This window comes from Amycolatopsis sp. 505 (assembly GCF_031625235.1).
In the GTDB taxonomy this organism is placed as follows: Bacteria; Actinomycetota; Actinomycetes; order Mycobacteriales; family Pseudonocardiaceae; genus Amycolatopsis.
Genome location: NZ_JACKQP010000008.1, coordinates 201184 through 226179 on the forward strand (window position 1 = coordinate 201184; position 24996 = coordinate 226179).

Here is a 24996-nt window from a genome sequence, read left to right on the forward strand (position 1 = left end):
GAACTTACCCGGAAGCCCCGCCCGCGGCCGCACGCCAGACGACCACGAACCGCGCGCCCCCGTCCGGGGACTCGCCCACCTGGACGCGGCCGCCCCGGCGGCGGACCGTCTCCGCCACCATCGCCAGCCCCAGCCCCGTGCCGCCCGAGGACCGGGCCCGGTCGTCGGCGATCCGGTAGAACCGGTCGAACACCTTCTCCCGGTGCTCCGGGGCGATGCCCGGGCCGTCGTCGTCGACCACCACCCGCACCGACGACCGGGACGCCAGCACCGACACCACGATCTGCCCGCGCGCGTACCGGCACGCGTTGCGCAGCAGGTTGTCGAGCACCAGCTCGACCTCCGCGTGCGCCGAAGACGCCCACGCCTGCGCCACCGCCGTGCTCACCCGCGTCTCCGGCGCCCCCGCCGGCAGCCGCGCCACGGCCGACCGCACTTCGCTCACCAGCTCGACCGGTGACGCCGGGGGCACCTCGCCCGCGTCCGACCGAGCCAAGGACAGCAGCCCGTCCAGCAGCGACGACAGGCGCTCGGCCTCGGTCAAGATGTCCGACAGCGTCTCCTGGGACAGCTCCGGATCCGGGTTCGTCACCGCGACCTCGGCCTGCACGCGGATCGACGCGACCGGCGACCGGAGCTCGTGCGCCGCGTCGCCGGTGAAGCGGCGGAGCCGTTCGGCCGCCTGCTCCTGCCGCTCCAGCAGCGCGTTGAACTCCTCCGCCAGCGCCCGCAGCTCGTCGTGCGAGTCCGGCAGGGCCAGGCGCGCGCCCGGAGGCAGCGAGCGCACCGACCCCCGCATGCGCGCGACCGGCCGCAGCGACAAGCGCACCACCAGCCACGTCGCGAACCCCGCCACCAGCGCCCCGACCGCCGCGACCACCACCAGCCACACGCCGCCGTAGTGCACCGCGGCCGCGAAGCCGACCAGGCCGGCCCCCGCGACCACCAAGCGCTGCGACCCGTCCGGCGCGCTGACGACCGTGCCGAGGTACCGCGCGCCGTCGCGCTGGACCGGCTGCCCGGCCTTGAGCGTCGAAACGTCGGCAGGGGAAAGACCCGCCGGGGTACCGCCGTCCACCGGCGTGCCCGCGATGTCCAGCACCCGCAGCGTCACCGGCGCCGCACCCGACAGCGGACGGCCGGCGCTCACCTCGGCGCCCGCCGGGCCGAGCGCGGACGTGAGCTCCCGGTCGACCGAGCCGATGAGCAGCGGCGAGAGGTTCGACGCGGCCAGCGTGGCCAGGCCGAGCAGGCAGGCCAGGGTGATCGTCGCGGCCAGCAGGGTGATCCGGACCTGCAGGGACCGGCCCCGCCACCAGGAGATCACGGCGTGATGACCTCGTCGAGCTGCGCGTCGGACGCCAGGTAGCCGTGCCCCCGCACGGTCCGCAGCAACGCGCCGGCCCCGACCGCGTCGAGCTTGCGGCGGACGTACCCGACGTAGACCTCGACGAGGTTGCGGGTCACCGCCTGCTCCTCGCCCCAGACCGCGCGCAGCAGCTCGTCCTTGGTGACGACCGTGCCCGCGCGGCCGACGAGCACCTCCAGCAGCGCGAACTCCCGCGGGCTCAGCCCGACCTCTTCGTCGTGCCAGTGCACCTGCCGCAGACCGCGGTCGACGGCCAGCGCGCCGAGCCGCAGCGTCCCGCGGCCGGACTCCGGCCCGGCCCGGCGCAGCACCGCGCGGACCTGCGCGACCAGCACCACGAACGAGAACGGCTTGACGAGGTAGCCGTCGGCGCCGAGGTCGAGGCCGTCGGCCTGGTCGATCTCGCCGTCCTTGGCCGAGACGAGCAGCACCGGCGTGGTGACGCCGTCCTTGCGCAGCCGCTCCAGCACGCGGTAGCCGGACAGGCCCGGCAGCATGATGTCCAGGAGGATGACGTCGAACGAGCCCGTGCTTGCCAGCTGCAGGCCGGTGGGCCCGTCCGCGGCCGTGACCACGTCCATGTCCTCCGCGCGCAGCCCGCGCTGCAGGGCCTTGCGCACGCCCGGTTCGTCGTCGACCACCAGCACCCGAGGTTTCACGAGACTCATCATGGCCGGTTTCCGCAGGTCGTGCGTCAGCTCTCAGCACGATCTCAGCGTCGGGGAGAGAACCTTCAGGGGTATCTCAGCCTCGAGAGGGAAGCGTCGTGGCCAGGGAGCCGGGCACACTCGAGCCCGGGAACACCACAGGGAGAGACGCATGAAACCGAAGACGAAGGGCATCACGGCCGCGGTCCTCGGCACCGCGCTCGGTGCCGGCGGGCTCGCGTTCGTCGCGATGCCGGCCAGCGCGGACGACAAGCCGGCGCTGCCGCAGGTGAGCGCCGAGGACCTGGTGCAGTCGGTGGTCAAGGCGAAGCCGGGCGCGTTCGACGGCACGCTGAAGGTGAGCAACGACCTGGGCCTGCCCGCGGTGGGGAACGCGGTGCCGGGCGCCCAGGCGCTGAACATGGACTCGGCGCACATCTTCAGCGACGGCGCGGGCAAGAGCCGGCTCGCCGTCACGCAGGGCGCGAGCCAGGAGACCGTGGTCCACGACGGCACCACCGTCTGGGACTACAGCTCCAAGACGAACACCGCGACCAAGCTGACCATCCCGGCCGACGTGGCCCAGCGGAAGGGCGCGGGCAGCGACAAGACGGCCGACCCGCTGGCGGCGTCGACCGAACTGCTCGCGAAGGTCCGGGAGAGCAGCACGGTGTCCGTCGACGGCACCGCGACCGTCGCCGGCCGCCCGGCCTACGAGCTGGTCCTGACGCCGAAGCCGACCGAGCGGACGCTGCTGCGCGAAATCCGCGTCGCGGTCGACTCGCAGACGCGGATGCCACTGCGGATGTCGGTGCTGAGCAACGGCACGGCGACCCCGGCGCTGGAGGTCGCGTTCACCGAGATCGAGTTCACCCAGCAGCCGGCCGACCTCTTCACCTTCACCCCGCCGAAGGGCGCCAAGGTGCAGGAGAAGACCCCGCAGGTCGACCAGCACGCGAAGGACCTGGCCGAGCAGGCCAAGCAGGACGTCAAGGTCGTCGGCGACGGCTGGGACACCGTCGTCACCGGCAAGGTCCCGGCGGACGCGCTGAACGCGGCGCCGAAGCAGCAGTCCGGGCGGGAAGGCCGCAACGCCGACCCGAAGGCGCTGCTCGAACGGTTCGGCAAGAAGGTCAACGGCACCTGGGGCAGCGGCTACCTCTTCACCACGAAGGTCGGCAGCGCGGTGCTGACCGACGACGGCCGCTTCGCCGCCGGTGCGGTGCCGGAGCAGGTCCTGTACGAAGCGCTGGGTCAGAAGTGACGAGCACGGCTGTCCAGTCCGGGGCGGAGGCTTCTGCGGAGGCCTCCGCCCCGGCGGTTCCGCTCGCCGCGCGGACCCGGGGACTGCGGAAGGTCTACGGCAGCACGGTCGCGGTGGACCACGTCGACCTCGACATCCCGGCCGGCGCGGTCGTGGGCATGCTCGGGCCGAACGGCTCGGGCAAGACGACCACCATCCGGATGCTGCTCGGCCTGGTCCGCCCGACCGAGGGCGAGGTCGAGCTGCTCGGCCGTCCGATGCCGGACGCCGCCGCGCACGCGCTGCCCGACGTCGGCGCGCTGGTCGAGGGGCCGGGCTTCCACCCGTTCCTGTCCGGCCGCGACAACCTGCTGCGCTTCGCCGCGGCCGAACCGCGGCTGTCCTCGGCCGGGATTCCGTCCGCGGTGGACTCGGCGCTGGAGCGCGTCGGGCTGACCGGGGCCGCGCGACGGCGGTATAAGGGGTATTCGCTCGGCATGAAGCAGCGGCTCGGGCTCGCCTCGGCGTTGCTGGTGCCGCGGAAGATGGTCGTGCTCGACGAGCCGACCAACGGCCTCGACCCTGCGGGTACCAGGGAGATCCGCAGGATCGTCGCCGAGCTGCACGCCGAGGGCGTCACCGTGCTGGTGTCGTCGCACCTGCTGGCCGAGGTCGAGGCGACCTGCACGCACGTGGCCGTGCTGCAGAGCGGGAACGTCGTCGCGCAGGGCGAGCTGGCGGAGCTGCTGGAGTCCGGGAACGCGGCCCTGCTGGTCCGCACGCCGGACGCGGAGAAGGCCGTGGAAGTGCTGCGGGAGAACCGGATCGGCGCGCGGCTGACGCCGGAGGGCGTCCGCGCCGACCTCACGGCGGCCGAAGCGCCGCGGGTGCTGCAGGTCCTGGTGGGCGCGGGGGTCGCGGTCCACGAGGCGACGCGGGCCCGCACCGGGCTGGAAGACCTGTTCGCGCGGCTCACGGAGGGGGCGGAATGACGGCGGTCCTGGAGGCACCGGCGGCCCGCACGGGCCACGACACGGTGCCGTTGCCGCGGCTGCTGGCCGCGGAGCTGCGCTGGATCTTCCGGCGGCCGCGCACGCTGGCCGTGCTGGGGCTGCTGGCCCTGATCCCGGTGGTGATCGGCATCGGCCTGACGCTGGTGGACGACGCGGGTGCGCAGGGCGGCGGCCCGGACGACGGCGGCGGAGCGCTGCTGGCCTCGGCGGTCAACAACGCGTTCGTGCTCCCGATCGCGGCGATCGTGATGTCCCTGGCCCTGCTGCTGCCGCTGGCGTCGGCGATGGCGGGCGCGGACGCCATCGCGGGCGAGACGTCCCACGGAACCCTGCGCGGCTGGCTGATCGCGCCGGTCGGGCGGGGGCGCCTGCTGGCGGTCAAGGCGTTCGGCGTCGCGACGGTGTCGGTGGTTTCGGTGCTGGCGATGTGCGTCACGGGTGTGGTCACGGGCCTGATCATCAACGGCACGGATTCGCTGTTCACGCTGTCGGGCACGACGTTGTCCCTCGGCGGCGCGCTGGCCCGGATCCTGCTGGTGGCGGGCTGGGTGGTGCTGCAGCTGTGGGCGGTCGGCGCGGTGGCGCTGGCCATCTCCAGCTGGACCGAGCACCCGATGCTGGTGGTGGCCTCCGTGCTGGCGGCGGACATCGTGTTCACCATCCTCGGGTTCCTGACGTCGCTGGACTGGCTGCACCCGTTCCTGCTGACGCGGAACTGGTCGATGGCGCCGGCGGAGGTGCTGCAGGACCCGATGGGCACGCAGATGCTGGGCGAGGGAGCACTGCGGGCGGCGTGCTACATCGTGATCGGGTTGTCGCTGGCGTACGCCCGCCTGTCGACCCGCGACGGCTGAGGTTCTCCCGGACGGCTAGCCGACCAGTGCGATGCCGTCCGGGTCGAACTGCAGCTTCACCGCGTCGCCGGCGCGCAGGTCCGCCGCCGCCGGGGCCACTGCGTCCACAGTGGACTCTTTGAGCCGGACCACCAGCCGCACGTGCTCGCGCCGGTGCACCGCCGCAACGACCTCGCCCGGCACGCCTTCCGCGGCCACGCGCAGCGCGTGCGGCCGCAACCCCAGCCGCACCGGGCCGTCGTCGACGTCGGGCAGCGCCACGTCACCGAGGGATGTGTGCACGCGACCGGCCGCCGCGGTGCCGTCCACGAACGTCGTCACGCCTAGGAACCGGGCCACGTCGTCGTCCGCCGGGTTGCGCCACACCCGGCGGACCGCGCCCTCCTGGCGGACCTCCCCCGCGTCCAGCACCGCCACCCGGTCGGCCAGCGTGAACGCCTCCTCCTGGTCGTGCGTCACCAGGAGGGCAGTGATCTTGCTGCGGCGCAACAGGTCCGCCAGGTCGATGGCCAGCTGTTCGCGCAATCCGGCGTCCAAACCGGACAGTGGCTCGTCCAGCAGCAGCAACCGTGGCTTCGGCGCCAACGCCCGGGCGAGCGCGACCCGCTGCGCCTGGCCGCCCGACAGTTCCGTCACCCGCCGCTTCTCGAAGCCGGAGAGCCCCACCAGCTCCAGCAACTCGGCCACGCGCGGCGCCCACTGCGCGCGCGGCACCCCGTGCATCCGCAGGCCGAACGCGATGTTCGCGGCGACGTCACGATGGGTGAACAGCTGGCCGTCCTGGAACACCAGGCCGAAGCCGCGGCGGTGGACCGGGACCGCGCCGAGGTCCTCGCCGTCCCAGCTCACCGAGCCGCGGGCCGACGGCTCGAGCCCGGTGATCGCGCGCAACAGCGTCGACTTGCCCGAGCCCGACGGGCCGAGCAGGGCCAGGACCTCGCCGTCGGCGATGTCCAGGCGGGCGTCGCGGACCGCCGCGAAGGTTCCGTAGTGGACGGTCAGGTCCCGTACCGACAACGCCATCAGAACTCTCCCACCCCACCGCGCCCGAGCCGGTCGATCAGCGCGACCGCCAGCACCGTCACGAGCATCAGCAACGCGCACGCCGCGTACGCCATCTGGTTGTTCAGCGCTCCCGGGCGCGCCATCAGCGTCGCCACCGCGACCGGCAGCGTCGGCGCCGTCGGCCGGGCGAGGAAGCTCGTCGCGCCGAATTCGCCCAGCGCCACGACGAAGCCGAAGCCCGCCGCCGCGACCAGCGGCCGCAGCGTCAGCGGCAGGTCGATCTCCCGCCACACCCGCAGCGGGCTCGCGCCGAGCGTCGACGCGGCCTGCCGCAGCCGGACGTCGACCGAACGCAGCACCGGCAGCACCATCCGCACGACCAGCGGGATGATCACCAGCGCCTGGGCCAACGGCACCAGGTAGGGCGACGTCCGGAGGTCGCCGGGCAGCGCGTCGAGCGTCACCAGGTAGCCGAACCCGACGGTCACCGCGGACACCCCGAGCGGCAGCATCAGGACGGCGTCCATCGTCTCGCCCAGCCCGCGCGCGGCTCTCGCGGGCGACCGGCGCAGCGCCACCAGCACCACTGACGCGAGCACGCCGACGACCATCGCGAGCAGCGTCGCGTCGATGGCCACCTTCAGCGAGTTCAGCGCGGCGTCCCAGCCGGACACCTGGAGCGCGCCCTTCTCGCCGGTGCTCGTCAAGGCGCGGTACCCGGCGAGGCTCCAGCCGTCCTCAGTGGACACCGACTCGGCGAGGAGCGCGACGATCGGCGTCACCAGCAGCGCGAGCACGACGCCCGCGGCGCCGACGACCCACCATTCGCCGCCCCTCGGCCGGCGCGCCCCGCCGGACCCGGTCCGCGCACCCTCCTTGCGCCGCCGCGCCAGCCCGCCGACCACCAGCGCGGCGACCACGGCCGCGAACTGGACCAGCGAGAGCGCGGCCGCGCCGGAGAGGTCGAGGAGGTCGACGGTGCGCAGGTAGATCTCGGTTTCCAGGGTCCGGTAGCGGGCGCCGCCGAGGATCAGGACGACGCCGAAGCTGGTGGCGCAGAACAGGAACACGACGGCCGCGGCGGACGCGACCGCCGGGGCGAGCGCGGGCAGCGTCACCGACCGGAACGCCCGCCACGGCGACGCGCCGAGCGCCCGAGCGGCGTCGGCCGTCCGCGAATCCAGCCGCGCCCACAGCCCGGCGACGGTCCGCGCGACGACGGCGACGTTGAAGAAGGCGTTGGCCAGCACGATCGGCAGGACACCGCCGTCCGGCCAGAGCGCCCGGAACGCGAGGCCGACGACCACGGTCGGCAGCACGAACGGCACGAGCACGAGCGTCCGCGCCAGGCCGACGCCCGGCAGGCGCACCCGGGCCAGCAGGAACGCCACCGGGAGGCCGGCCAGCACCGCGACGACCGTCGACGCGGCCGCGCTGGCGACGGTGAACAGCGCCAGCTGCCAGGTCCGCGGGTCGCCGAGGACGACGTCGAGGCCGCCCGCGGCGAACCCGCGGCCGATGATCGCCAGCACCGGCCAGGCGAAGAACACCACCAGGAAGCCGATCGGGGCCAGGCCGAGAAGGGCCAGGCCGAGGCCACGGGCGGTCCGGGGTGGGGCTAGGACTGGTGCTTTTCGGGGGTTCCGGGTGGCGGAGCCCCCGGCCCGAGGCGGAGCCTCGGATGTCACTGCACGAGCGTGCGCCATTCGCCGATCCACTTCTCGCGTCCGGCCTGCACCTGGTCCGCGGGCAGCGTCTGCGGCTTCTGCGGCAGCGGCGCGGCCTGCGCCCAGCCCTGCGGCAGGTCGACGCCCTGGCGGGCCGGGTAGACGTACATGTTGGCCGCGACCGTGGCCTGGAACTGCTGGGAGAGCAGGAAGTCGACGACCTTGCGGGCGTTCTCGACCTGCTTGCCGTTCGCCAGCACGCCGGCGTACTCGACCTGCCGGTAGCAGGTGTCGAGCAGCGCCTTGGTGCGCGGCTTGCCGTCGTCGCCGATCTCCGCGGCGGGCGACGACGCGTACGAGACGACGATCGGCCGCGGGCCCTTGCCGGACGAGCCGGAGAACTGCTTGGTGTAGGCCTCTTCCCAGCCGCTGACCACCTTGACGCCGTTGGCCTTCAGCTTCGCCCAGTAGTCCTTCCACCCGGCGTCGCCGTACTTGGCGATGGTGCCGAGGAGGAACGCCAGGCCGGGGGACGCGGTCGCCGGGTCCTCGGCGACCAGCAGGTCCTTGTACTTCGGGTCGGCCAGGTCGTCGTAGCTCGACGGCGCCGGGATCCCCTTGGCGGTGAAGTAGTTCGTGTCGACGTTGACGCAGACGTCGCCGACGTCGACCGCGGAGAGCCGGTGCTCGGGGTCGACGGCGTAGCGCTGCGGCCCGCGGTCGGCCTCGGGGCTGGTGTAGGGCTCGAAGACGCCCTCGGTCAGCGCCCGGGACGCGAAGGTGGAGTCGACGCCGTACGCGACGTCGCCGATCGGGTTCGCCTTCGTCAGCACGAGCTTGTTGGTCAGCGAGCCGGCGTCGCCCTGCATGAGCACGGAGATCTTGATGCCCGACTGCTTCTGGAAGGCGTCGAGCACCTCCTGCGGCGCCAGGAAGGAGGCGTGCGTCACGAGGGTGACGGTGGGCGTCTGCTGCGTGCCACCGTCACCGTCCGACAGCGAGCACCCGGCGGCGACCACGCCGACGACGGCAACGGCCGTCGCAGCCCTGCGTTTCATCTACCCTCCTGCACTTCGCCGGACGCGGAGGGAAGCCCTCCCGTCGCCGGCATGATCCGGTCAGGTGCGAACGGTCGCGGGTGACCCGCCTCTCAGCCCGGCTCCCCGGACTCCCGTGGCAACCGTGCAGCGTAGTCCAGGACGCAGGACGATGGAGACATGACGGAAATCTTGAGCGACTCCGAGGCCGACGCACGATTGGGCGCGGGCTGGACGCGGTCCGGCGCGGTGATCTCCCGCGAGGTGGAGCTGGCGAGCTTCCCCCGGGCGATCGAGGTGGTGAACCGGGTGGCGGAGCTGGCCGAGGCCGCCGACCACCACCCGGACATCGACATCCGCTGGCGCACGCTGACGTTCCGGCTATCCACGCATTCGGCGGGCGGCCTGACGGCGAAGGACTTTTCTCTCGCGGCCCAGATCGACGCCGTCCTGGTGTGACCCTGGTTACGCTCAGTGCACCTTTGCCTGCTTCCGACGTCTCTCGGTTACCGGAACCTTCAGGAGGGAGAACAGAGATGACGCAGGCAATCGTGGTCGGAACGGCAGCTTTCGCAACGATGGTGGCGGCGGCCGGCGGGGTGCTCTGGTTCACCGTCCGCAACCGCCGTCACCTGGACAGCTGAGAGTTCGATCACAGCGGCTAACGCGGAGCATGATCGAGGCGCTGTTCCTGCGGAAGCATCGGTTTTCGCCCGTAGGGAACGCCATGAACAGCACCGCTCTCACCGCCGCCCAGCGCGCTTGGATCAACGCCCTCGCCCCCGCGGTGGTGCTGATCGCGATCGCCCTGCTGGGCCTGCTCGGCTAGTCCGCTCCGAGCTCGATCTGCCCGGGCGGCGGGAACTCGGCCGGCGGCTCGTCGTCCGTGCCCCAGTACTCGAGGCACGACAACCGGCCGTCGGCGACGAACACGACGAGACCGCCACCGGGCACGCCGGCTTCGACCGCGACCGGGGTGTCGGCGACCTCCGCGAGCGGCAGCGTCCGGTCGACCTCCAGGTTGATGCTCGGGCACCCGCAGCCGCACCGCCTGGTCACCCGGGCGGTGGCGGCCTGCGCCCGCAGTTCCACCGCCCCCGGGAAGTCCGCCGCGAGCAGCGTGTCCAGCGTCGTCCGCTCGGTGGCGGTCAGCGGGCGGCCCGCCATCAGTAGCGGGCCATGTTCGGGATCGTCTTTTCGGCGACCCCGATGAGGTCTTCGACCTTCGCCACGTCGGCCGTCACGTCCTCGGCCGTCACCGCAGGCGCCTCGGAAGAGCGGTAGGCGACCTCGTTGCGGCGCACCCGCATCCGGTTGAAGGGACGCAGAAGCGGCCCCAGCGGCGGATCGAGCTGCGCGAGAACCGCTTCGTAGACGGCGATGTGGCCACCCCGGCTCGTGGCGCGCAGGCCTTGGTTCTGCAGGACCGCCGCCAACGCCCTCCGGGCGCCGTCGTACGCCAGGGTGTAGGCGCCTTCGGGGTCCGAGGTCAGCAGCTGCCGCGCCGAAACGACGTGGGTGCGGGCCCGGGCGATCTCCGCCTCGGCGGCCTCCCGCGAAGCCGGGACGCGTTCGAGGGAGCCGCGCGCGAGGAGGGCGTCGATCGTGGCGCGGCCCTGGTTCCAGCGGGTCATCCTGCCTCCTGAGCGAGCGGCAGCGGGACCAGCGGACGCTCGCGCACGCTGGTGAGGAACGGATCGGTGCTGCTCTCCGCCGCCCACGCCGACGGCGAGAGCCGATGGACGTTGACCTCCCGGTCCAGCCGCCGCGACACGCCCTCGGCCAGGTCGAACAGCGCATCCGGGTCGGGTGAGCCGACGACCAGGACATCGACGTCACCGGGCGGCGGCCCCGGTTCACCGCTGTAGCGCGCGGCCCAGGACCCGTAGATGTAGGCCTCGCGCACGCCGGCCAGGCCGGACAGCGCCTCGGCCAGCAGCGGCAGCGGCCCGAAGGTGACCGAGATGACGTCGCTGAGCGGCCGGTAGAGCGGGGTGTCCGTACGGGCTTTGACGAGCCGGCTCCGGCCCACCCGCCGATCTTCCAGGATGCCGCCGCCGACGAGCCGTTCGACCTCGCGCAGCACGGTGGTCGCCGAGACCCCGAACGCCCTGGCGAGCTCGGTGATGCTGTACTCGCGCTCCGGGTGCAGGAGGACCAGCGCGAGCAGCTCGCCCTGCATGCGCGAACGCAGCAGGGGCAGCAAGCTCGGCGAAGCTTTCATTGGACGCAGTATATCCTGCGTCCAATGAAAACAACAGTCAGTAGCTGACGCTCACACGTTGAAGCGGAACTCGACCACGTCGCCGTCGGCCATGACGTAGTCCTTGCCCTCCATGCGGACCTTGCCCGCCGCGCGGGCGGCCGCCATCGAGCCCGCCTCCATCAGGTCGTCGTAGGAGACGATTTCCGCCTTGATGAAGCCGCGCTCGAAGTCCGTGTGGATGACGCCCGCCGCCTGGGGGGCCGTCGCGCCCTGAGGGATCGTCCAGGCGCGGGATTCCTTCGGGCCCGCCGTCAGGTACGTCTGCAGGCCGAGCGTGTGGAAACCCGCGCGGGCCAGGGAGTACAGGCCCGGCTCCGGCTGGCCGACCGACTCCAGCAGCTCGCGCACCGACTCCTCGTCGTCGAGCTCCAGCAGCTCCGCCTCGACCTTCGCGTCGAGGAACACCGCGTCCGCCGGCGCGACCAGCTTGGTCAGCTCCTCGCGGCGGGCTTCGTCGGTGAGCACCGACTCGTCGGCGTTGAAGACGTACAGGAACGGCTTCGTCGTGAGCAGGCTCAGCTCGCGCAGCGCGTCGAAGTCGACTTCCTTCTGCGCCTGGAAGAGCGTGCGCCCGGCGTCGAGGATCTCCTTCGCCTTCTGGGCGTTGTCCAGCGCGGGCTTGTTCTCCTTCTTCGTCCGCGCTTCCTTCTCCAGCCTCGGCAGCGCCTTGTCGAGCGTCTGCAGGTCGGCGAGGATCAGCTCGGTGTTGATCGTCTCGATGTCGCTCGACGGGTCGATCCGGCCGTCGACGTGCACCACGTCGGGGTCGTCGAACACGCGGATGACCTGGCAGATCGCGTTGGCCTCACGGATGTTCGCCAGGAACTTGTTGCCCAGCCCGGCACCCTCGGACGCGCCCTTCACGATGCCCGCGATGTCCACAAAGGACACCACGGCCGGGACGATCTTCTCCGACTTGTGCAGCTCGGCCAGCTTGTCCAGCCGGGGGTCCGGCAACGGCACGACACCGACGTTCGGCTCGATCGTCGCGAACGGGTAGTTCGCGGCGAGCACGTCGTTGCGGGTCAGCGCGTTGAACAGGGTGGACTTGCCGACGTTGGGCAGGCCGACGATACCGAGGGTGAGGCTCACGACCCCGCAGTCTACGTGGCTCCCCCGGCCGGGCCCCACGCACCCAACGCCGTGGCGAATTTCCGCCAGCGGCCACGCTGACCTGCTGTCATGCTCGGATCCATGGTCACCGAGACGCTCTCACTCTGGCGCGACGCCGAGCGCTGCTACCGCGTGGTCACCGCCCGCGACTCGCGCTTCGACGGCCAGTTCATCATGGCGGTCCGCACCACCGGGATCTACTGCCGCCCGTCCTGCCCGGCGTCGACGCCGAAGGTGCAGAACGTCCGCTTCTTCCCGACGTCGGCGGCGGCGCAGGCCAACGGCTTCCGCGCCTGCCGCCGCTGCCTGCCGGACGCCGTGCCCGGCTCGCCGGACTGGAACGTGCGCGCCGACCTGGCCGCGCGGGCGATGCGGCTGATCTCCGACGGGACGGTCGAGCGCGAAGGCGTTCCCGGGCTCGCCCGGCGGCTCGGGTACTCGGAACGCCAGCTCGGCCGGGTGCTGACCGCCGAGCTGGGCGCGGGCCCGCTCGCGCTGGCCCGGGCGCACCGCGCGCATTCGGCGCGGCTGCTGATCGAGATGTCGGAGCTGCCGCTGACGGACGTCGCCTTCGCGGCGGGTTTCTCCAGCGTGCGGCAGTTCAACGAGACGATCCGCGAAGTGTTCGCGACGACGCCTTCGCAGCTTCGCGCCTTCGCCGCGTCCCGGCGCGGACGGCAGAGCGACGTCACCGGAACCCGGCTCAGCCTGCGGTTGCCGTTCCGGCCGCCCTTCGACGCTTCGGGGCTGCTTCGCTTCTTCGCAGACAACGCGGTGCCGGGCGTCGAGGAAGTGACTTCGGAGGCCTACGCCCGCACGCTGCGGCTCTCCCACGGCACCGGTGTCGTGCGGCTGACGCCTTCGCCTGACCACGTGCGCTGCGAGCTGATGCTCACCGACCTGCGCGACCTCGGCAGCGCGGTCAGCCGCGTGCGGCGGCTACTCGATCTCGACGCCGACCCCGCGGCCGTCACCCGCGTGCTCGGCGCCGACCCGGCGCTGGCCCCGGTGGTCGGGGCCGCGCCGGGGATGCGGGTGCCGGGCGCGGTGGACGGCGAGGAACTGCTGCTCCGCGCGGTGCTCGACGTCGTGCCGCCGCTCGGCGACGAGGTGCCGGGCGAATGGGGCGTGACGCGGCTGTTCCCGACGGCCGCCCAGCTCGCGGCCACCGGGCACCCCGTCGCCGCCGCTCTGGCCGAGGGACGGCTGGACGTGCACATCGGCCGCGACGCCGCCGACCTGCGGGCCGAACTGCTGAGCCATGTCGACCCGTCGACCGCGGACTACGTGCTGATGCGGGTCCTCGGCGCTCCGGACGTCCTGCTCGCCGACGACGCGGAAGTCCGCCGCGGCGCCGAGTCGCTCGGGATCTCGCCCGATTCGCTCGCCGAACGGGCGCGCGCGTGGACGCCGTGGTGCTCCTACGCCGGGATGTACCTCCGGCGCGCGGCGACCGGCCCGCTCGTCTGATCCCTCCGGCGCCCGGCCGGGACCGCGCCGGTGTCAGCTCTGTTCGCCCTGCCACAGCACGGCCTGGGCGACGATGACCTGCTCGCCGTCGTAGGTCGCGGCCGGCGAGCCGTAAAGGCGGTAGCCCAGCTCCAGCGCCTCGCTGACCCGGTGGCAGAACTTCGCGTCGTCCGGGCCGGTGAGCATGCGGTAGCGGGGCAGGCCGTTCGGCGGCTGGTCGGTCATGGCTTCATCTTGGCTCAGTGCTCAGCCCGCGCGCACCTCCAAGGTGGAGCCCGTTCGGGACTTGCGGACACGTAGCCGGGTCGGGATGCGCTGCCGCAGTTCCTCGACGTGGGAGACGAGCCCGACCACCCGGCCGCCGGCCCGCAGTTCGTCGAGGATGTTCATCACGACGTCGAGGGTTTCGGCGTCCAGCGTGCCGAAGCCTTCGTCGACGAACAGCGTGTCCAGGAGCGCGCCGCCGGTCTCTCCCGCGACGACGTCGGCCAGCCCCAGCGCGAGGGCCAGCGATGCGAGGAACGACTCGCCGCCGGACAGGGTTTTCGCCGGCCGGATGGTGCCCGAGTAGTCGTCGAGCACGTCGATGCCGAGACCACCGCGGGTGCCGCGCGCCCCGGCCGCGTCTGAGTGCACGAACGAGTACCGGCCCTGGCTCATCGTGCGCAGCCGGTGCGTGGCCGCGACCGCGACTTCCTCGAGCCGTGCCGCCAGGACGTACGACCGCAACGACATCTTGCGGCTGTTCTGCCCGCGCCCGTTGACGACCTCCGCGAGCGCCCGCAGCTCGGCGTACTGCGCTTCGGCCGGCGCGAGCTCGGCCAGCGCCTTGTGCAGCAGCCCGGCCAACCGGGTCAGCTGCTCGTGCTGCGCGGTGGCCACCCGCAGCGCCGCGTACGCGGAATCGGCGCGGGCCCGGGCCAGCTGGGCGGCGTCGGCCGCGCGGCCGACGTCCGCCACGTCGTCCGGCGAGATCCCGAACAGGTCCGGCTCGGCCAGCAGCGCCCGCGCGCCCGCGGCGGCCGCCTCGGCCTCGGCGATGCCCTGCTCCAGCTTCTCGATCTGCTCGTCCGGCAGCATCGCGGCCCGCGCCTTCTTCAGCGAAGTGAACCCCTTCGCCTGCACCGCCGCCTCGACCAGCGTTTTCTGCTGGGCAACGCGTTCCCGGGCGCCGGCCACCGCCGTCCGCGCCTCCGCGACGGCCTCCAGGGCCTCGGCCAGGCCGAGGAGGTGCTTCCGCCGCGCGCCGACGTCCGCGAACTCACCCCGCCCGGCGACCAACCGGCGTTCCCGCTCGGCCAGCCGCTCCTCCAAGGCCCGGACGTCGGTGGTGGCTTCGGTGGCCGCCTGTTCGGCTCGGCGCAGCCGTTCGCTCCGGGCTTCCAGGTCGCGTTCCAGCAGCACCACCTGCTGGCCCAGCTTCGCCTTGGCGGCGGCCTGCTCGGTCAGCGCGGCGACGGTGGCGCGGGCTTCCGCCAGCTCGGCGGTGATCGACTCGGCCGTGCGCCCGGCCAGCCGCTCGATCAGCCCGGCCAGCCGCGCCTTCGCCTCCTCCAGCGCGACGACGACCCGCTGCCGTATCACGTCCGCGGCCTGCTCGGCTTCCTCGGCCGCGCGTTCCTCGGCCGGGTCGACCAGCTCGACGTCCCGGCTCGCCTTCGCCGGGTGCTCGGCCGACCCGCACACCGGGCACGGCGTGCCGTCGGCCAACGCGGCGGCCAGCTCGGCCGCCATCCCGTCCAGCCGCCGCTCGCGCAGGTCGAGCCGGCGCTGCCGGGCCGCCTGGTGCGCGTCGACGACTTCGCGCAGTTTCGCTTCGCCTCGCTGGACTTTCGCCTCGGCCTCGGGCAGCTCGGCCGCGTCCCGGGCGAAGGCGCGCAGCTCGTCCACCTTCGCTTTGGCGCCGTCGAGCTTCGCCTCGGCTTCGGCCGCGGTCAGGGCGTCCGCGCGCAGTTTCGCCAGCTGGCCGGGGATCGCCGCCAGTTCACCGGTCAGGTCCTCGACCTGTTGCTGCGCCGTGACGGCGGCGAGCTTCCGGTCGTCCCGCCGCATGACGTCGAGCGCCTGCTGTTCGGCCTCGGCGACCAGCTCGGCGACCGCGCCCGCCTCTTCGTGGGCCGTGGCCGCCCGGGCCTTCAGATCACCGGTCGCCCGGGTGCCGAACTCCCGCAGCCGGGCGCCACGGGCCTTCTCTTCCTGCTCGGCTTCGGCCAGTTCGGCCGCACGCCTGTCCAGCAGGTCCGCCTCGACAGCGACACCCGCCGCCCGCCGCGCGGCCGCCACCTCCTGCGCCCACTCGGCCCGCTGTGGCGCCTGCTCGGTGATTTCGAGCAGCCGCAGGTGCGCATTGCGGACCCGCCGGATCTTCTCCGCGCCCGCGCGTTCTTCCTGCAGGTAGACGTCCGCGCGCTGGGCGGCCGAGCGGGCCCGCTCCTCCTCGGCCGTCACCTGCCCGACGCGGGCTTCCGACGCGGCGAGCACGGCGTCGACCCACTCGGCCACGTCCGTCTCGGGCGGGTCCTGCTGGGCCTCCTGCGCGTAGCGGGCCAGCAGTTCCCTGACGTCCCGCTGCCGCGCGTCCAGCTCGCGACCGCGCTCGGCACGCAGGTCGGCGAACCAGCGTTCGACGTCGGCGAAGCGTTCGGTGCCGAATAGCCGCTCCAGGAGTTTCTCGCGCTCGGCGGTGTCCGAACGCAGGAAGCGGGCGAACTCGCCCTGGGGCAGCAGCACCACTTGGAAGAACTGGGCCGCGGTCATCCCGAGCAGCCGCTCGACGGTGCGCGCGACCTCTTCGATCCGGATCAGGCCTTCGGGCGCCAGCCCGGCGGGCGCGGTGCCGATCCAGCTCAGCGACACCCGGGCCTGCTGGGTGGTCGTGCCTTCGCCGCGCCGCTTCGGCCGCTGGTACTCGGGGTTGCGCACGATCTTCAGCCGGTGCCCCTGCACGGTGAGTTCGAGCGCGACCTCGGTGATCTGGTCGGGCTCCGCGAGGTCGCAGCGCAGTCGCTTGGCCTCGTTTCGGGCGCCGGGGACCACGCCGAACAACGCGAACGCGATCGCGTCGAGCAGCGTCGTCTTGCCCGCGCCGGTTTCGCCGTGCAGGAGGAAGAGACCGTCGGCGCCGAGCACGTCGAAGTCGACCACTTCGCGTGCGCAGTACGGCCCGAAGGCTTCGACCTCCAGCCTGTGCAGCCTCATTTCGCGAGGGCCCCCCGGTCGGCCGCTTCCAGGGCCTGGAACAGGAGCTGCTCTTCGCTCTCGGTCGGCGGGGCGCCGCGGCAGTCGTCGAGGAAGCTGCGCGAGACCTCGATGTCGGACCGGCCGCGGACGGCGTCGGAGTAGCGCAGCGGGGCGCCGGCGTGCCCGCCCGCGGGCTCCCACTCCAGGTGCACCGCGTACGGGAACCGCTCGCGCAGCCGCCGCATCGCGTCGACCGGGCGCACGCGGTCGGTGACGGTGACCGACAGGAAGTGGTCTCGGTAGGCGTCGTACTCCGGGGCTGTCAAGAGGTCCTCGATTTCGCCTTCGAGGGTGGCGAGCCTTCTCGGCACGGGCAGTTCGTGCCGCCGGACCTCGTGCAGGCCGTGCTCGTCCAGGTCGACCAGCCAGACGGATTTGCGTTGGCGCGCTTCGGAAAACGAGTACGCCAGCGGGCTGCCGGAGTACCGCAAGTGCTCGGCGAGCGTCTGCGGGCCGTGGAGGTGGCCCAGTGCCACGTAGTCGACGCCGTCGAAGACCGAGCCGGGCACCTGCTCGACGCCGCCGACCGCGATGGTCCGTTCGCTGTCGGTGGGTTCGCCGCCGGTGACGAAGGCGTGCGCGAGCACGACCGAGCGGACGCCGGGCCGGGTTCCGAGGTCCGCGCGGATCCGGCGCATGGCCTCGGTGAGCACGCCGGTGTGGCCGCGCGCGTCCGGTACGCCGAGTGCGTGACGCGCCGGTTCCGGTTCCAGGTAAGGGATGCCGTAGACGGCGACGGTTCCACGAGCGTCTTCGAGCAGGACCGGTTCGGCCAGCCCGGCGACGGTGGTGCGCAGGTGGAGGCCGCCGGCCGCGGCGAATTCGGCGAAGGCGCCGAGGCGGGGCGCCGAATCGTGGTTTCCGGGCGTGACAACCAGTTGTGCGCCGGCCGCGCGGATCCGGGCGACGGCCCTGGTGGCCACCCGCACGGCTTCGGCGGAGGGGACCGCGCGGTCGTAGATGTCGCCTGCCACCAGGACGGCGTCGATCGCCTCGCCGGCCACGAGGTCGGCGAGGTGCCCGAGCACCGCTTCCTGTTCCGCGAGCAGGTCGGCGCCGTGGAACGTGCGGCCGACGTGCCAATCGGAGGTGTGCAGGAATCTCACGAGGGGCAACGGTACGACCCCGCTCCGACGAAATCGCGCAGGCACGCCGCCTTCTCACTCGAACGTGTGTACTAACACGAGCGGGCAAGATCGGACACGCCCTTCGCGGAATCGATGTGTTCGCAGGTCAGCTACCCAGAGCGACGGATCGGGTGCGGTTTTTGTCGGTGGGGTCCGCCATGATGTCTGCGAGCTCGGAGTCGGGAGCTCGGAGTTCGGATGGAGGAGGCGAAGTGGCGACAGTGCTGACGACGGCGGCGATCGTGCTGGCGGTCCTGCTGCTGTTCGCCGTCGCGCTGTTGTGGCGGCTGTACCAGGACGGGATGCGCCGGGCGGACGCGGCGGCCCGGCTGGTGGCGGCCGAGCGGGCCAAGGCGGACCAGCAGCAGCTGGCGCTGCGGCGTTACGAGGTGGCGTTCGCCTCGATCAGCGGCCGGGGTGAGCTGGGCGAGCAGGTCCTGGTCGAGACGGCCCGGGCGCTGGGCCTGCGCGAGGACCTGCACTTCACGCTCCAGACGGACTTGGGCGGCGGCGGCTCGGCGAAGCCGGACATGGTCCTGCGCGTGGGCGGCGACCGGACGGTCCCGGTGGACGCGAAGGCGAGCATGGCGACGTGGTCCGAGGCGGTGGAGACGGACAACCCGGACGAGCGGCTGGACGCGTTGCGCGCGCACGTCCGCCAGATCCGCTCCCGCGCGGCCGAGCTGGCGGGCAAGGGCTACCAGCGCTGGGCGGACGCGATCTACGGAACGATCATGTTCGTCCCCTCGGACGCGGCGGTGGTCGCGGCGCTGGACACGGACCCGGAGCTGCTGCGCTGGTTGATCGACCGCCGGGTGTTCCTGTGCGGCCCGACGGGCTTCGGAGTGCTGGCCTCGGCGGCCCTGTTCGCGGCGAGCGACAGGACGCTGGAGGCGGACGTGGAGCAGGTCCGAGCCGGAGCGGCGGCCGCCCACCGCGCAGCAGGTGGCGCGGTGGAGGCGTTGAACCTGTCGAGCACGCACTTGCAGCGGTTCTTGTCGGCGCGACGGCGGGAGCTGGAGGCGCTCGAGACGTTCCGGTCGACGGTGGCGCCGTTGACGGAGGCGTCGGGCAGCCCGGCGGCCGTGCCGACGGTGCGGAAGGGGGACGAGCTGGCGGCTAGTTGAGGGGCGCGGGCGGGGGTGTCCGGCCGGGGTGTCCGGCGGCTGGTCTGGCTTGCGCGCCGGCCGGCGGGTCAGGCAAGCGCGGCCGGGGTTCGGCGAGGCCGATGCCTGCGGTGCGGGCCCAAGCGGCGGTGAGCCGGCCGGAGTTTCGGGCGGCCGGTCCGGGTTGCGAGCAGACCGGCGGGTCGGCGAGCGCGGCCGGGGGTTCGGCGAGGTCATGCCTACGGGTGCGGGCAAGCCGAGCGTGGGTCGGGCGAGAGCGGCCGAGCCTACGGGCGCGCGCAAGCCGAGCGCCGGTCCGACTTGCGAGCCAGCCGACGGGTCGGCGAGCGCGGCCGCGGATCCGGTGAGGCCAGGCCTGCGGGTGCGGGCAACCGAGCGTGGGTTCGGCCAGAGGCACGAACGCGGGCCAACCGGCGGGGTCCGGCAAGCCCGAGCGCGGGCCCGGCCACGGCCGGTCGGCAGTTTCAGCGGCGTCGATCGGCCAAGGTCGGCGAGCAAGCCAGGCCGGGCATGCCACAACTACTTGCGGCGGTAGCCCATCGAGCGGGCGCAGCCCCCACCCGCCGCCGAGCCGAGTGCGGCCGCCGGGTCGGCGAACAAGCCAGGCCAGGCGCACACGAGGCAGCAGCCCGGCGGGCCATCGAGCCGGGCGCAACCCCAACCCGCCGCCGAGCCGAGCGTGACCGCGGCCGCCTGACCAGGCGTAATCGCGGCCCCGCCCGCCACCGCCGGCCCCTCCACCAACCGGCCGGCCCGGCCACCCTCCGTCCGTGAGTTGTCGTCGGCGACCCGCCCGGGGCACCCTTGCTTCAGCGGGCCGCCGGCTCGCTCGCCAGCGCTGTCGCACGCCGCCGGGGCTTCTCCACCTGAGGCTGTCGGCCCACGTCGGCGGCGGTGCTGGCAAGATCTTCACAACCACGAGATACGGTGTTGCCCTGTGACCGCGATTCGCGATCGCCAGAGCGATCCAGATGCCGACGACGTCCCCGTTGCGTGGGATGAGCGTCCTGTCGTCGGTTCGAGGCGCGGACTGCCCTGGTGGGCGGCGGTCCTGGTCGGCCTCGGCCTGGCGATCGTTGGCGCCCTCCTGGGCAAGCCCAGTCAGGGCAGCATCCCGGTGGTCTTCACCGTCTGCTACATCGCCGGGGCCGTGATCGCGGTCTGCGCGGTGAAGCGCCGCGGCCTGTTCGGGCCCATGGTGATGCCGCCGCTGGTGCTGGCCGTGACCGTGCCCGGCGTGATCCTGCTGACGTCCGGCTCGCAGGGCGACGACATGCTGTCGAAGGCGCTGAACATCGGCACCCCGCTGATCAACGGCTTCCCCACCATGGCCATCACCACCGGTATCACGCTGCTGATCGGCTTCGTCCGCATCTTCCGCGAGCGCGACCCGGACGCCCCGAAAAAGGGCAAGAAGACCGACGAGCGGCCGCGGCCGGCCGGTTCGAACCGGACCGGGCAGACGCCGCTCCCGCAAGGCGCCCGCCGGGGCCGGGAAGGCGAACCGCCGCCGCGACGTCCGCGGCCCCCGGCGGACGGCGAACGCCGCACGTCCCGCCAGGGTGCCCCCGCCGAACGCGACCGCGGCACCCGCAAGCCGCCCCCCGCCGGCCGGCGCACGCCGCGTCCGGACGAAGGCGACCCTCGTCGGCGCGAGCCGCGCGGGGACGCTCCGCGGCGGCGTCCGCGCCCGCCCGAGGACGGCCGTGACGCCCCGCCGCCCCGGCGCCCCGCCGGTGGGCGGAGCACTCCGCCGCGCCGGAACCGGCCCTGGGACGAAGAAGAACGCTGACCGACGCGCGTCAAGTGGCATACGCGCGCGATCGGAGGGGCGGCGACAGGCCCACCAAGGGGCATCACGCGTGATCGGAGGGACGACACGCGCGCGCCGAGGGGGCATCGCGCGTGATCAGAGAGCCATCACACGTGATTGGGAGGCCGACACGCGTGATTGGAGGGACGACACGCGTGATTGGGAGGACGACACGCGCACCTCGCCGGACGACACGCGTACTCAGGTGGACGACACGCGTACCTGGTTGGACGACACGGTGGCGAGCCGCGGGGGCGACCCGCCACCGGGCGTGCCTCAGACCTTGCGGAGTTCCTTCGGCGGCGCGAAGGTGATCTTCTCGTTGGCCGTCGTGACCTCGTTCACGTCGGCGTAGCCGCGGTCGGCCAGCCAGGCCAGCAGGTCCATCACCAGCTCGTCCGGGACCGACGCGCCCGAGGTGACACCGACCGTCGTCACACCCGAAAGCCACGCCTCGTCGACCTCGTGGGCGAAGTCGACCAGGTACGACGCCCGCGCCCCCGCCTTCAGGGCCACCTCGACCAGGCGCTTCGAGTTGGACGAGTTCGTCGACCCGACCACCAGCACCAGGTCGCACTCCGCGGCCATGGCCTTGACCGCGACCTGGCGGTTCGTCGTCGCGTAGCAGATGTCGTCGCTCGGCGGGTCCGCCAGACCCGGGAAGCGCTCGCGGAGCTGGTCGACGCGCTCCATCGTCTCGTCGACCGACAGCGTCGTCTGGGACAGCCAGATCACCTTCGACGGGTCGCGCACCTGGACCTTGTCGACGTCCTCGGCCTTGTCGACCAGCTGGACCTTGTCCGGCGCCTCGCCGGCGGTGCCCTCGACCTCTTCGTGCCCCTCGTGGCCGATCAGCAGGATGTCGTAGTCGTCCTTCGCGAACCGGTTGACCTCCTTGTGCACCTTCGTCACCAGGGGGCAGGTCGCGTCGATCGTGCGCAGGTTCCGGTCCGCGGCCTCCTGGTGCACCATCGGCGAGACGCCGTGGGCGGAGAACACCACCAGCGCACCCTCGGGCACCTCGGACGTCTCGTCGACGAAGATCGCGCCGCGCTCGCGCAGCGTCTCGACGACGTGCTTGTTGTGCACGATCTCCTTGCGGACGTACACCGGCGCGCCGTAGACCTCGAGGGCCTTCTCCACGGCGATCACCGCGCGGTCGACGCCGGCGCAGTAACCACGGGGTTTGGCGAGCAGGACCCGCTTGCCGGAAGCGGTTCCGGTGATCGTCGGGGTACCCGCGGGCTCGATTCCGGGACTCGCTGAACTCATGCCCCCAGGGTACGGGCAGCCACGAGACGACCTCGAAGTCCCTTTCGGGTGAGCTTCGTCCCCCTACCGAGCTGTGCCGGGCGTCACGCGCTGCGCCCGTCCGGTTGGGCAGGAGCGGCGGTCATGCGGCAGGCTGGACCCCATGAAGCCATTCCCGCTCCCCCTCCGGGTCGCCGCGGGCCTCGCCGTCTCCACCGCCGAGCGGGTTCGCGAACTTCCCCGGCAGCTGGCCGGGCTCCCGGTGACCGTGGTCAGCCAGGTGCTGCAGGCCTCCATGCGGGTGCAGCAGCACGTCACCGAGCTGGCGATCAAGGGCGACAGCGCCCTGTCGAGCCTGCGCCCGATCGAGGACACCCCCAGCTGGGCGACGTTCGACGAGGACGCCGAACCGGACGTCCCGCCGGCCCGGCCGAAGTTCGCCGACGTGCCCGAGCCGCGCACGGAGATCAACGGCCGCGTGCCGTCGGCCTCCGAGCTCGAGGCCGAGCTCGGCGATCCGTGGGCCGACGAGGAACGCGCCCTCGCCGAGGACCACGCCGACGGCGAGAACGACAGCGAGGACGAGCCGCCGAAGACGCCCAAGCCCGGCACGCCCAAGATCGACAAGAAGACCAAGAGCGAGACGCCGAGGACCAGCGCCGCGGGGTACGAGGGTCCGGCCGGGCTGACCGGCTACGACCAGCTCACCCTCCCGCAGCTGCGGGCCCGGCTGCGCCAGCTGTCGATCGAGCAGCTCGAGACGATCCTCGAGTACGAACGCGCCCACGCCGACCGCGCGTCGTTCACCGGCATGCTGTCCCGCCGGATCGCCAACGCCCGCAAGACGGAACAGGCCGGGGAAGACGGCGCGGACGGCCGGTGAGCACCGAGTCCGCACAGGCTCCCGCGAGCACCGCGGAAGCGCCGTGGCCGGTCCGGACCGTCGCGCGCAAGATCGGCGACTGGATCCACCGGCTCGGCGCGGTCTGGGTCGAGGGCCAGGTCACGCAGGTCAGCTCGCGCCCGAACACGCAGACGGCGTTCCTGACCCTGCGTGACCCCTCGGCGGACGTCTCGATGTCCGTCACCTGCCCGAACTGGCTGATCCGGGAGATGGAGCCGCCGCTGCGGGAGGGCGCGAGCGTCGTCGTGCACGCGAAGCCGTCGTACTTCTTCGGCCGCGGCACGATCAGCCTGCGCGCCGACCAGATCCGCGCCGTCGGCATCGGTGAGCTGCTGGCCCGGATCGAACGGCTGCGCAAGCTGCTGGCCGCCGAAGGCCTGTTCTCGCCGCAGCGCAAGCGGCCGATCCCGTTCCTGCCGAAGGGCGTCGGGCTGATCACCGGCCGCGCGTCGGCGGCGGAGCGGGACGTGCTGGCCAACGCCCAGCGCCGGTGGCCGCACGTGCGGATCAAGGTGCTCAACACGGCCGTCCAGGGCTCGCAGGCCGTCCCGCAGGTCATGCGGGCGCTGCGGATCTTCGACGCCGACCCCGAGATCGACGTGATCGTCATCGCCCGCGGCGGCGGCAGCGTCGAGGACCTGCTGCCGTTCTCGGACGAAGCGCTCTGCCGCGCGGTGTCGGCCGCCGGCACGCCCGTGGTCAGCGCGATCGGGCACGAGCCCGACACCCCGCTGCTCGACCACGTCGCCGACCTGCGCTGCTCGACGCCGACCGACGCCGGCAAGCGGATCGTGCCGGACGTCCGCGAGGAGACCGAGCGGGTCCGGCAGATGCGCGACCGCGGGCGCCGCGCCCTGCACGGCTGGGTCGACACCCAGGCGCGGCTGCTCAACCAGATCCGCAGCCGCCCGGCGCTGGCCGACCCGCTGGGCCCGATCCAGCGGCGGCAGGACGACGTCGACGTCCACCGCGAACGCGCCCGCCGCGCCATGCTGGGCCTGCTGGCCAAGGACCAGGCCGAAATCGCGAACGGGCGGGCCCGGCTCACCGCGCTCGGCCCGGCGGCGACGCTGGCCCGCGGGTACGCGGTCGTGCAGTTCGTCGACGCCGAAGGCAACCTCCAGGTACTCCGCTCCGTCTCCGAAGTCGAGGCCGGTGCCCAGCTGCGCGTGCGCGTGGGCGACGGCGCGATCAAGGCGGTGGCGGAAGGAGAGCAGGAGTGAAGGTGACGTTCCTCCCGCTCACCGTGGACGCCGCCCGTCGGCTGGGCGCGCGTCCGCTGCTGGACCAGGCGGTCCGCACGGACCGGGCCGCCGCCGAGTGCTGGACGGCGCTGCTCGCGGGCTGCGGCACGGCGGCCCGCCGCGACCTCGGCCCGCAGTTGCGCAGGCTGTCCGAGGTGACGTCGATGCAGGTCGGCTCGCGCTGGTGGTTCGCCGAGGGTGCAGGGCACCGCAAGCGGGTGGCCGGGGCGCAGGAGAACCTCGAAGAGGCGATCGCGGACGGTGACGGGCAGGAGTTCGCTCTCGCCTTCGTGGGTTACGACCACGCGATGGCCAGCGCGGTAGTGTGCGCGAACAGCGCCAACCCGTCAGCCCGGAAGGTCGGAGAACACCGAGCGTGAGTGAAACAGCCAGCGAGGAACTCGGCTACGAGCAGGCGCGCGACAGGCTCGTCGAGGTCGTCCGCGAGCTCGAAGCGGGCGGACTGTCGCTCGAGCAGTCGCTCGCGTTGTGGGAGAAGGGCGAGAAGCTCGCGAAGGTCTGTGAGCGGCATCTCGAAGGCGCTCGCGAGCGGATCGAAGCCGCCCTCGCGTCCGTGGAGGACGACTCCGAGCAGTGAGGTAGGCC

General features: G+C 72.9%; 24 protein-coding genes and 1 riboswitch. Of the genes, 11 read left to right on the forward strand and 13 right to left on the reverse strand.

All coding sequences use genetic code 11. The features are described 5' to 3' along the window. Positions 1–4: 4 nt before the first annotated feature. Together H5965_RS28745 and H5965_RS28750 are read right to left on the reverse strand one after the other, a co-directional pair. A complete protein-coding gene (locus H5965_RS28745; RefSeq protein WP_310973516.1) occupies positions 5–1327 on the reverse strand; it encodes a HAMP domain-containing sensor histidine kinase in 1323 nt (440 codons plus the stop codon). Further along, positions 1324–2040: a response regulator transcription factor gene (locus H5965_RS28750; RefSeq protein ID WP_310973518.1), complete on the reverse strand. Its 717-nt coding sequence runs from the start codon at positions 2038–2040 to the stop codon at positions 1324–1326. Before H5965_RS28750 ends, H5965_RS28745 begins: the two co-directional genes overlap by 4 nt. 148 nt (positions 2041–2188) lie before the next feature. Here H5965_RS28750 and H5965_RS28755 point away from each other — a divergent pair, with 148 nt between their 5' ends. Genes H5965_RS28755 through H5965_RS28765 form a run of 3 tightly spaced genes read left to right on the forward strand, consistent with a single transcriptional unit; the run spans position 2189 to position 5126 of the window. Then, positions 2189–3280 carry a sigma-E factor regulatory protein RseB domain-containing protein gene (locus tag H5965_RS28755; protein ID WP_310973519.1) on the forward strand — a complete coding sequence of 364 codons (1092 nt, stop codon included), beginning with the start codon at positions 2189–2191 and terminating at the stop codon, positions 3278–3280. Beyond that, complete coding sequence (locus H5965_RS28760; RefSeq protein WP_310973521.1) at positions 3277–4251, forward strand: ABC transporter ATP-binding protein; 975 nt, start codon at positions 3277–3279, stop codon at positions 4249–4251. Before H5965_RS28755 ends, H5965_RS28760 begins: the two co-directional genes overlap by 4 nt. Continuing rightward, positions 4248–5126 carry an ABC transporter permease subunit gene (locus H5965_RS28765; RefSeq protein ID WP_310973523.1) on the forward strand — a complete coding sequence of 293 codons (879 nt, stop codon included), beginning with the start codon at positions 4248–4250 and terminating at the stop codon, positions 5124–5126. The genes H5965_RS28760 and H5965_RS28765 overlap by 4 nt, the downstream gene beginning before the upstream one ends. A 15-nt stretch (positions 5127–5141) precedes the next feature. On the opposite strand, the gene H5965_RS28770 is transcribed toward H5965_RS28765, so the two are convergent. The 3 genes from H5965_RS28770 to H5965_RS28780 form a co-directional block, all read right to left on the reverse strand. After that, entirely contained in the window at positions 5142–6149 is a 1008-nt protein-coding gene (locus H5965_RS28770; RefSeq protein ID WP_310973524.1) for an ABC transporter ATP-binding protein, read from the reverse strand. Then, positions 6149–7705: an iron ABC transporter permease gene (locus H5965_RS28775; protein WP_310974170.1), complete on the reverse strand. Its 1557-nt coding sequence runs from the start codon at positions 7703–7705 to the stop codon at positions 6149–6151. Before H5965_RS28775 ends, H5965_RS28770 begins: the two co-directional genes overlap by 1 nt. Before the next feature lie 110 nt (positions 7706–7815). Beyond that, the gene (locus H5965_RS28780) at positions 7816–8856 is read right to left on the reverse strand and encodes a thiamine ABC transporter substrate-binding protein (RefSeq protein WP_310973525.1); all 1041 of its coding nucleotides are present in this window, start codon (positions 8854–8856) and stop codon (positions 7816–7818) included. A gap of 20 nt (positions 8857–8876) precedes the next feature. Continuing rightward, positions 8877–8983, reverse strand: a riboswitch (TPP riboswitch). 32 nt (positions 8984–9015) lie between these two features. On the opposite strand from H5965_RS28780, the gene H5965_RS28785 reads away from it, so the two are divergent. Continuing rightward, the gene (locus H5965_RS28785) at positions 9016–9294 is read left to right on the forward strand and encodes a 4a-hydroxytetrahydrobiopterin dehydratase (protein WP_310973527.1); all 279 of its coding nucleotides are present in this window, start codon (positions 9016–9018) and stop codon (positions 9292–9294) included. A 366-nt stretch (positions 9295–9660) separates the two neighbouring features. Here the strand turns inward: H5965_RS28785 and H5965_RS28790 are convergent, their stop codons facing one another. The 4 genes from H5965_RS28790 to ychF are packed head-to-tail and all read right to left on the reverse strand — an operon-like array spanning position 9661 to position 12193. Next, entirely contained in the window at positions 9661–10002 is a 342-nt protein-coding gene (locus H5965_RS28790) for a hypothetical protein (protein ID WP_310973529.1), read from the reverse strand. Beyond that, on the reverse strand, positions 10002–10469 hold the full coding sequence (locus tag H5965_RS28795) for a hypothetical protein (RefSeq protein ID WP_310973531.1): 468 nt from the start codon (positions 10467–10469) through the stop codon (positions 10002–10004). The genes H5965_RS28790 and H5965_RS28795 overlap by 1 nt, the downstream gene beginning before the upstream one ends. After that, the gene (locus H5965_RS28800) at positions 10466–11059 is read right to left on the reverse strand and encodes an ArsR family transcriptional regulator (RefSeq protein ID WP_310973532.1); all 594 of its coding nucleotides are present in this window, start codon (positions 11057–11059) and stop codon (positions 10466–10468) included. Before H5965_RS28800 ends, H5965_RS28795 begins: the two co-directional genes overlap by 4 nt. 51 nt (positions 11060–11110) lie before the next feature. Continuing rightward, the gene (gene ychF / locus H5965_RS28805) at positions 11111–12193 is read right to left on the reverse strand and encodes a redox-regulated ATPase YchF (RefSeq protein WP_310973533.1); all 1083 of its coding nucleotides are present in this window, start codon (positions 12191–12193) and stop codon (positions 11111–11113) included. A 102-nt stretch (positions 12194–12295) separates the two neighbouring features. Here ychF and H5965_RS28810 point away from each other — a divergent pair, with 102 nt between their 5' ends. Continuing rightward, on the forward strand, positions 12296–13684 hold the full coding sequence (locus H5965_RS28810; RefSeq protein ID WP_310974172.1) for an AlkA N-terminal domain-containing protein: 1389 nt from the start codon (positions 12296–12298) through the stop codon (positions 13682–13684). Between the two features lie 33 nt (positions 13685–13717). Here H5965_RS28810 and H5965_RS28815 read toward each other — a convergent pair whose 3' ends face one another. The 3 genes from H5965_RS28815 to H5965_RS28825 are packed head-to-tail and all read right to left on the reverse strand — an operon-like array spanning position 13718 to position 18030. Continuing rightward, the gene (locus tag H5965_RS28815) at positions 13718–13909 is read right to left on the reverse strand and encodes a DUF1737 domain-containing protein (RefSeq protein WP_310973534.1); all 192 of its coding nucleotides are present in this window, start codon (positions 13907–13909) and stop codon (positions 13718–13720) included. Between the two features lie 21 nt (positions 13910–13930). Continuing rightward, entirely contained in the window at positions 13931–16882 is a 2952-nt protein-coding gene (locus H5965_RS28820; protein ID WP_310973535.1) for an SMC family ATPase, read from the reverse strand. Next, positions 16879–18030, reverse strand: coding sequence for an exonuclease SbcCD subunit D C-terminal domain-containing protein (locus tag H5965_RS28825; protein ID WP_310973537.1), 1152 nt, complete (start codon positions 18028–18030; stop codon positions 16879–16881). The genes H5965_RS28820 and H5965_RS28825 overlap by 4 nt, the downstream gene beginning before the upstream one ends. A gap of 233 nt (positions 18031–18263) precedes the next feature. On the opposite strand from H5965_RS28825, the gene rmuC reads away from it, so the two are divergent. Together rmuC and H5965_RS28835 are read left to right on the forward strand one after the other, a co-directional pair. After that, entirely contained in the window at positions 18264–19178 is a 915-nt protein-coding gene (gene rmuC / locus H5965_RS28830) for a DNA recombination protein RmuC (RefSeq protein ID WP_310973539.1), read from the forward strand. A 937-nt stretch (positions 19179–20115) separates the two neighbouring features. Further along, positions 20116–20970 carry a DUF6542 domain-containing protein gene (locus tag H5965_RS28835; RefSeq protein WP_310973540.1) on the forward strand — a complete coding sequence of 285 codons (855 nt, stop codon included), beginning with the start codon at positions 20116–20118 and terminating at the stop codon, positions 20968–20970. A 297-nt stretch (positions 20971–21267) separates the two neighbouring features. Here the strand turns inward: H5965_RS28835 and H5965_RS28840 are convergent, their stop codons facing one another. Beyond that, positions 21268–22263, reverse strand: a complete 996-nt coding sequence (locus tag H5965_RS28840) for a 4-hydroxy-3-methylbut-2-enyl diphosphate reductase (protein ID WP_310973541.1) — start codon at positions 22261–22263, stop codon at positions 21268–21270. A gap of 142 nt (positions 22264–22405) precedes the next feature. Here H5965_RS28840 and H5965_RS28845 point away from each other — a divergent pair, with 142 nt between their 5' ends. Genes H5965_RS28845 through H5965_RS28860 form a run of 4 tightly spaced genes read left to right on the forward strand, consistent with a single transcriptional unit; the run spans position 22406 to position 24988 of the window. Further along, positions 22406–23125 carry a lipid droplet-associated protein gene (locus tag H5965_RS28845; RefSeq protein ID WP_310973542.1) on the forward strand — a complete coding sequence of 240 codons (720 nt, stop codon included), beginning with the start codon at positions 22406–22408 and terminating at the stop codon, positions 23123–23125. Then, positions 23122–24369 (forward strand): exodeoxyribonuclease VII large subunit, encoded by a 1248-nt coding sequence (xseA, locus tag H5965_RS28850; protein WP_310973543.1) that lies wholly within the window; start codon positions 23122–23124, stop codon positions 24367–24369. The genes H5965_RS28845 and xseA overlap by 4 nt, the downstream gene beginning before the upstream one ends. Next, positions 24366–24770, forward strand: a complete 405-nt coding sequence (locus tag H5965_RS28855; protein ID WP_310973545.1) for a hypothetical protein — start codon at positions 24366–24368, stop codon at positions 24768–24770. The genes xseA and H5965_RS28855 overlap by 4 nt, the downstream gene beginning before the upstream one ends. Beyond that, positions 24767–24988, forward strand: coding sequence for an exodeoxyribonuclease VII small subunit (locus H5965_RS28860; protein WP_308673846.1), 222 nt, complete (start codon positions 24767–24769; stop codon positions 24986–24988). The genes H5965_RS28855 and H5965_RS28860 overlap by 4 nt, the downstream gene beginning before the upstream one ends. The last annotated feature ends 8 nt before the right edge of the window (positions 24989–24996 follow it).

Coding starts and splice junctions, on each gene's coding strand:
- H5965_RS28845 (WP_310973542.1), top strand. CDS start 22,406: ATGAAGCCATTCCCGCTCCCCCTCCGGGTCGCCGCGGGCCTCGCCGTC.
- H5965_RS28750 (WP_310973518.1), bottom strand. CDS start 2,040: ATGATGAGTCTCGTGAAACCTCGGGTGCTGGTGGTCGACGACGAACCG.
- H5965_RS28785 (WP_310973527.1), top strand. CDS start 9,016: ATGACGGAAATCTTGAGCGACTCCGAGGCCGACGCACGATTGGGCGCG.
- H5965_RS28840 (WP_310973541.1), bottom strand. CDS start 22,263: ATGAGTTCAGCGAGTCCCGGAATCGAGCCCGCGGGTACCCCGACGATC.
- H5965_RS28765 (WP_310973523.1), top strand. CDS start 4,248: ATGACGGCGGTCCTGGAGGCACCGGCGGCCCGCACGGGCCACGACACG.
- H5965_RS28795 (WP_310973531.1), bottom strand. CDS start 10,469: ATGACCCGCTGGAACCAGGGCCGCGCCACGATCGACGCCCTCCTCGCG.
- H5965_RS28810 (WP_310974172.1), top strand. CDS start 12,296: ATGGTCACCGAGACGCTCTCACTCTGGCGCGACGCCGAGCGCTGCTAC.
- H5965_RS28800 (WP_310973532.1), bottom strand. CDS start 11,059: ATGAAAGCTTCGCCGAGCTTGCTGCCCCTGCTGCGTTCGCGCATGCAG.
- H5965_RS28815 (WP_310973534.1), bottom strand. CDS start 13,909: ATGACCGACCAGCCGCCGAACGGCCTGCCCCGCTACCGCATGCTCACC.
- H5965_RS28780 (WP_310973525.1), bottom strand. CDS start 8,856: ATGAAACGCAGGGCTGCGACGGCCGTTGCCGTCGTCGGCGTGGTCGCC.
- H5965_RS28790 (WP_310973529.1), bottom strand. CDS start 10,002: ATGGCGGGCCGCCCGCTGACCGCCACCGAGCGGACGACGCTGGACACG.
- H5965_RS28820 (WP_310973535.1), bottom strand. CDS start 16,882: ATGAGGCTGCACAGGCTGGAGGTCGAAGCCTTCGGGCCGTACTGCGCA.
- H5965_RS28755 (WP_310973519.1), top strand. CDS start 2,189: ATGAAACCGAAGACGAAGGGCATCACGGCCGCGGTCCTCGGCACCGCG.
- H5965_RS28770 (WP_310973524.1), bottom strand. CDS start 6,149: ATGGCGTTGTCGGTACGGGACCTGACCGTCCACTACGGAACCTTCGCG.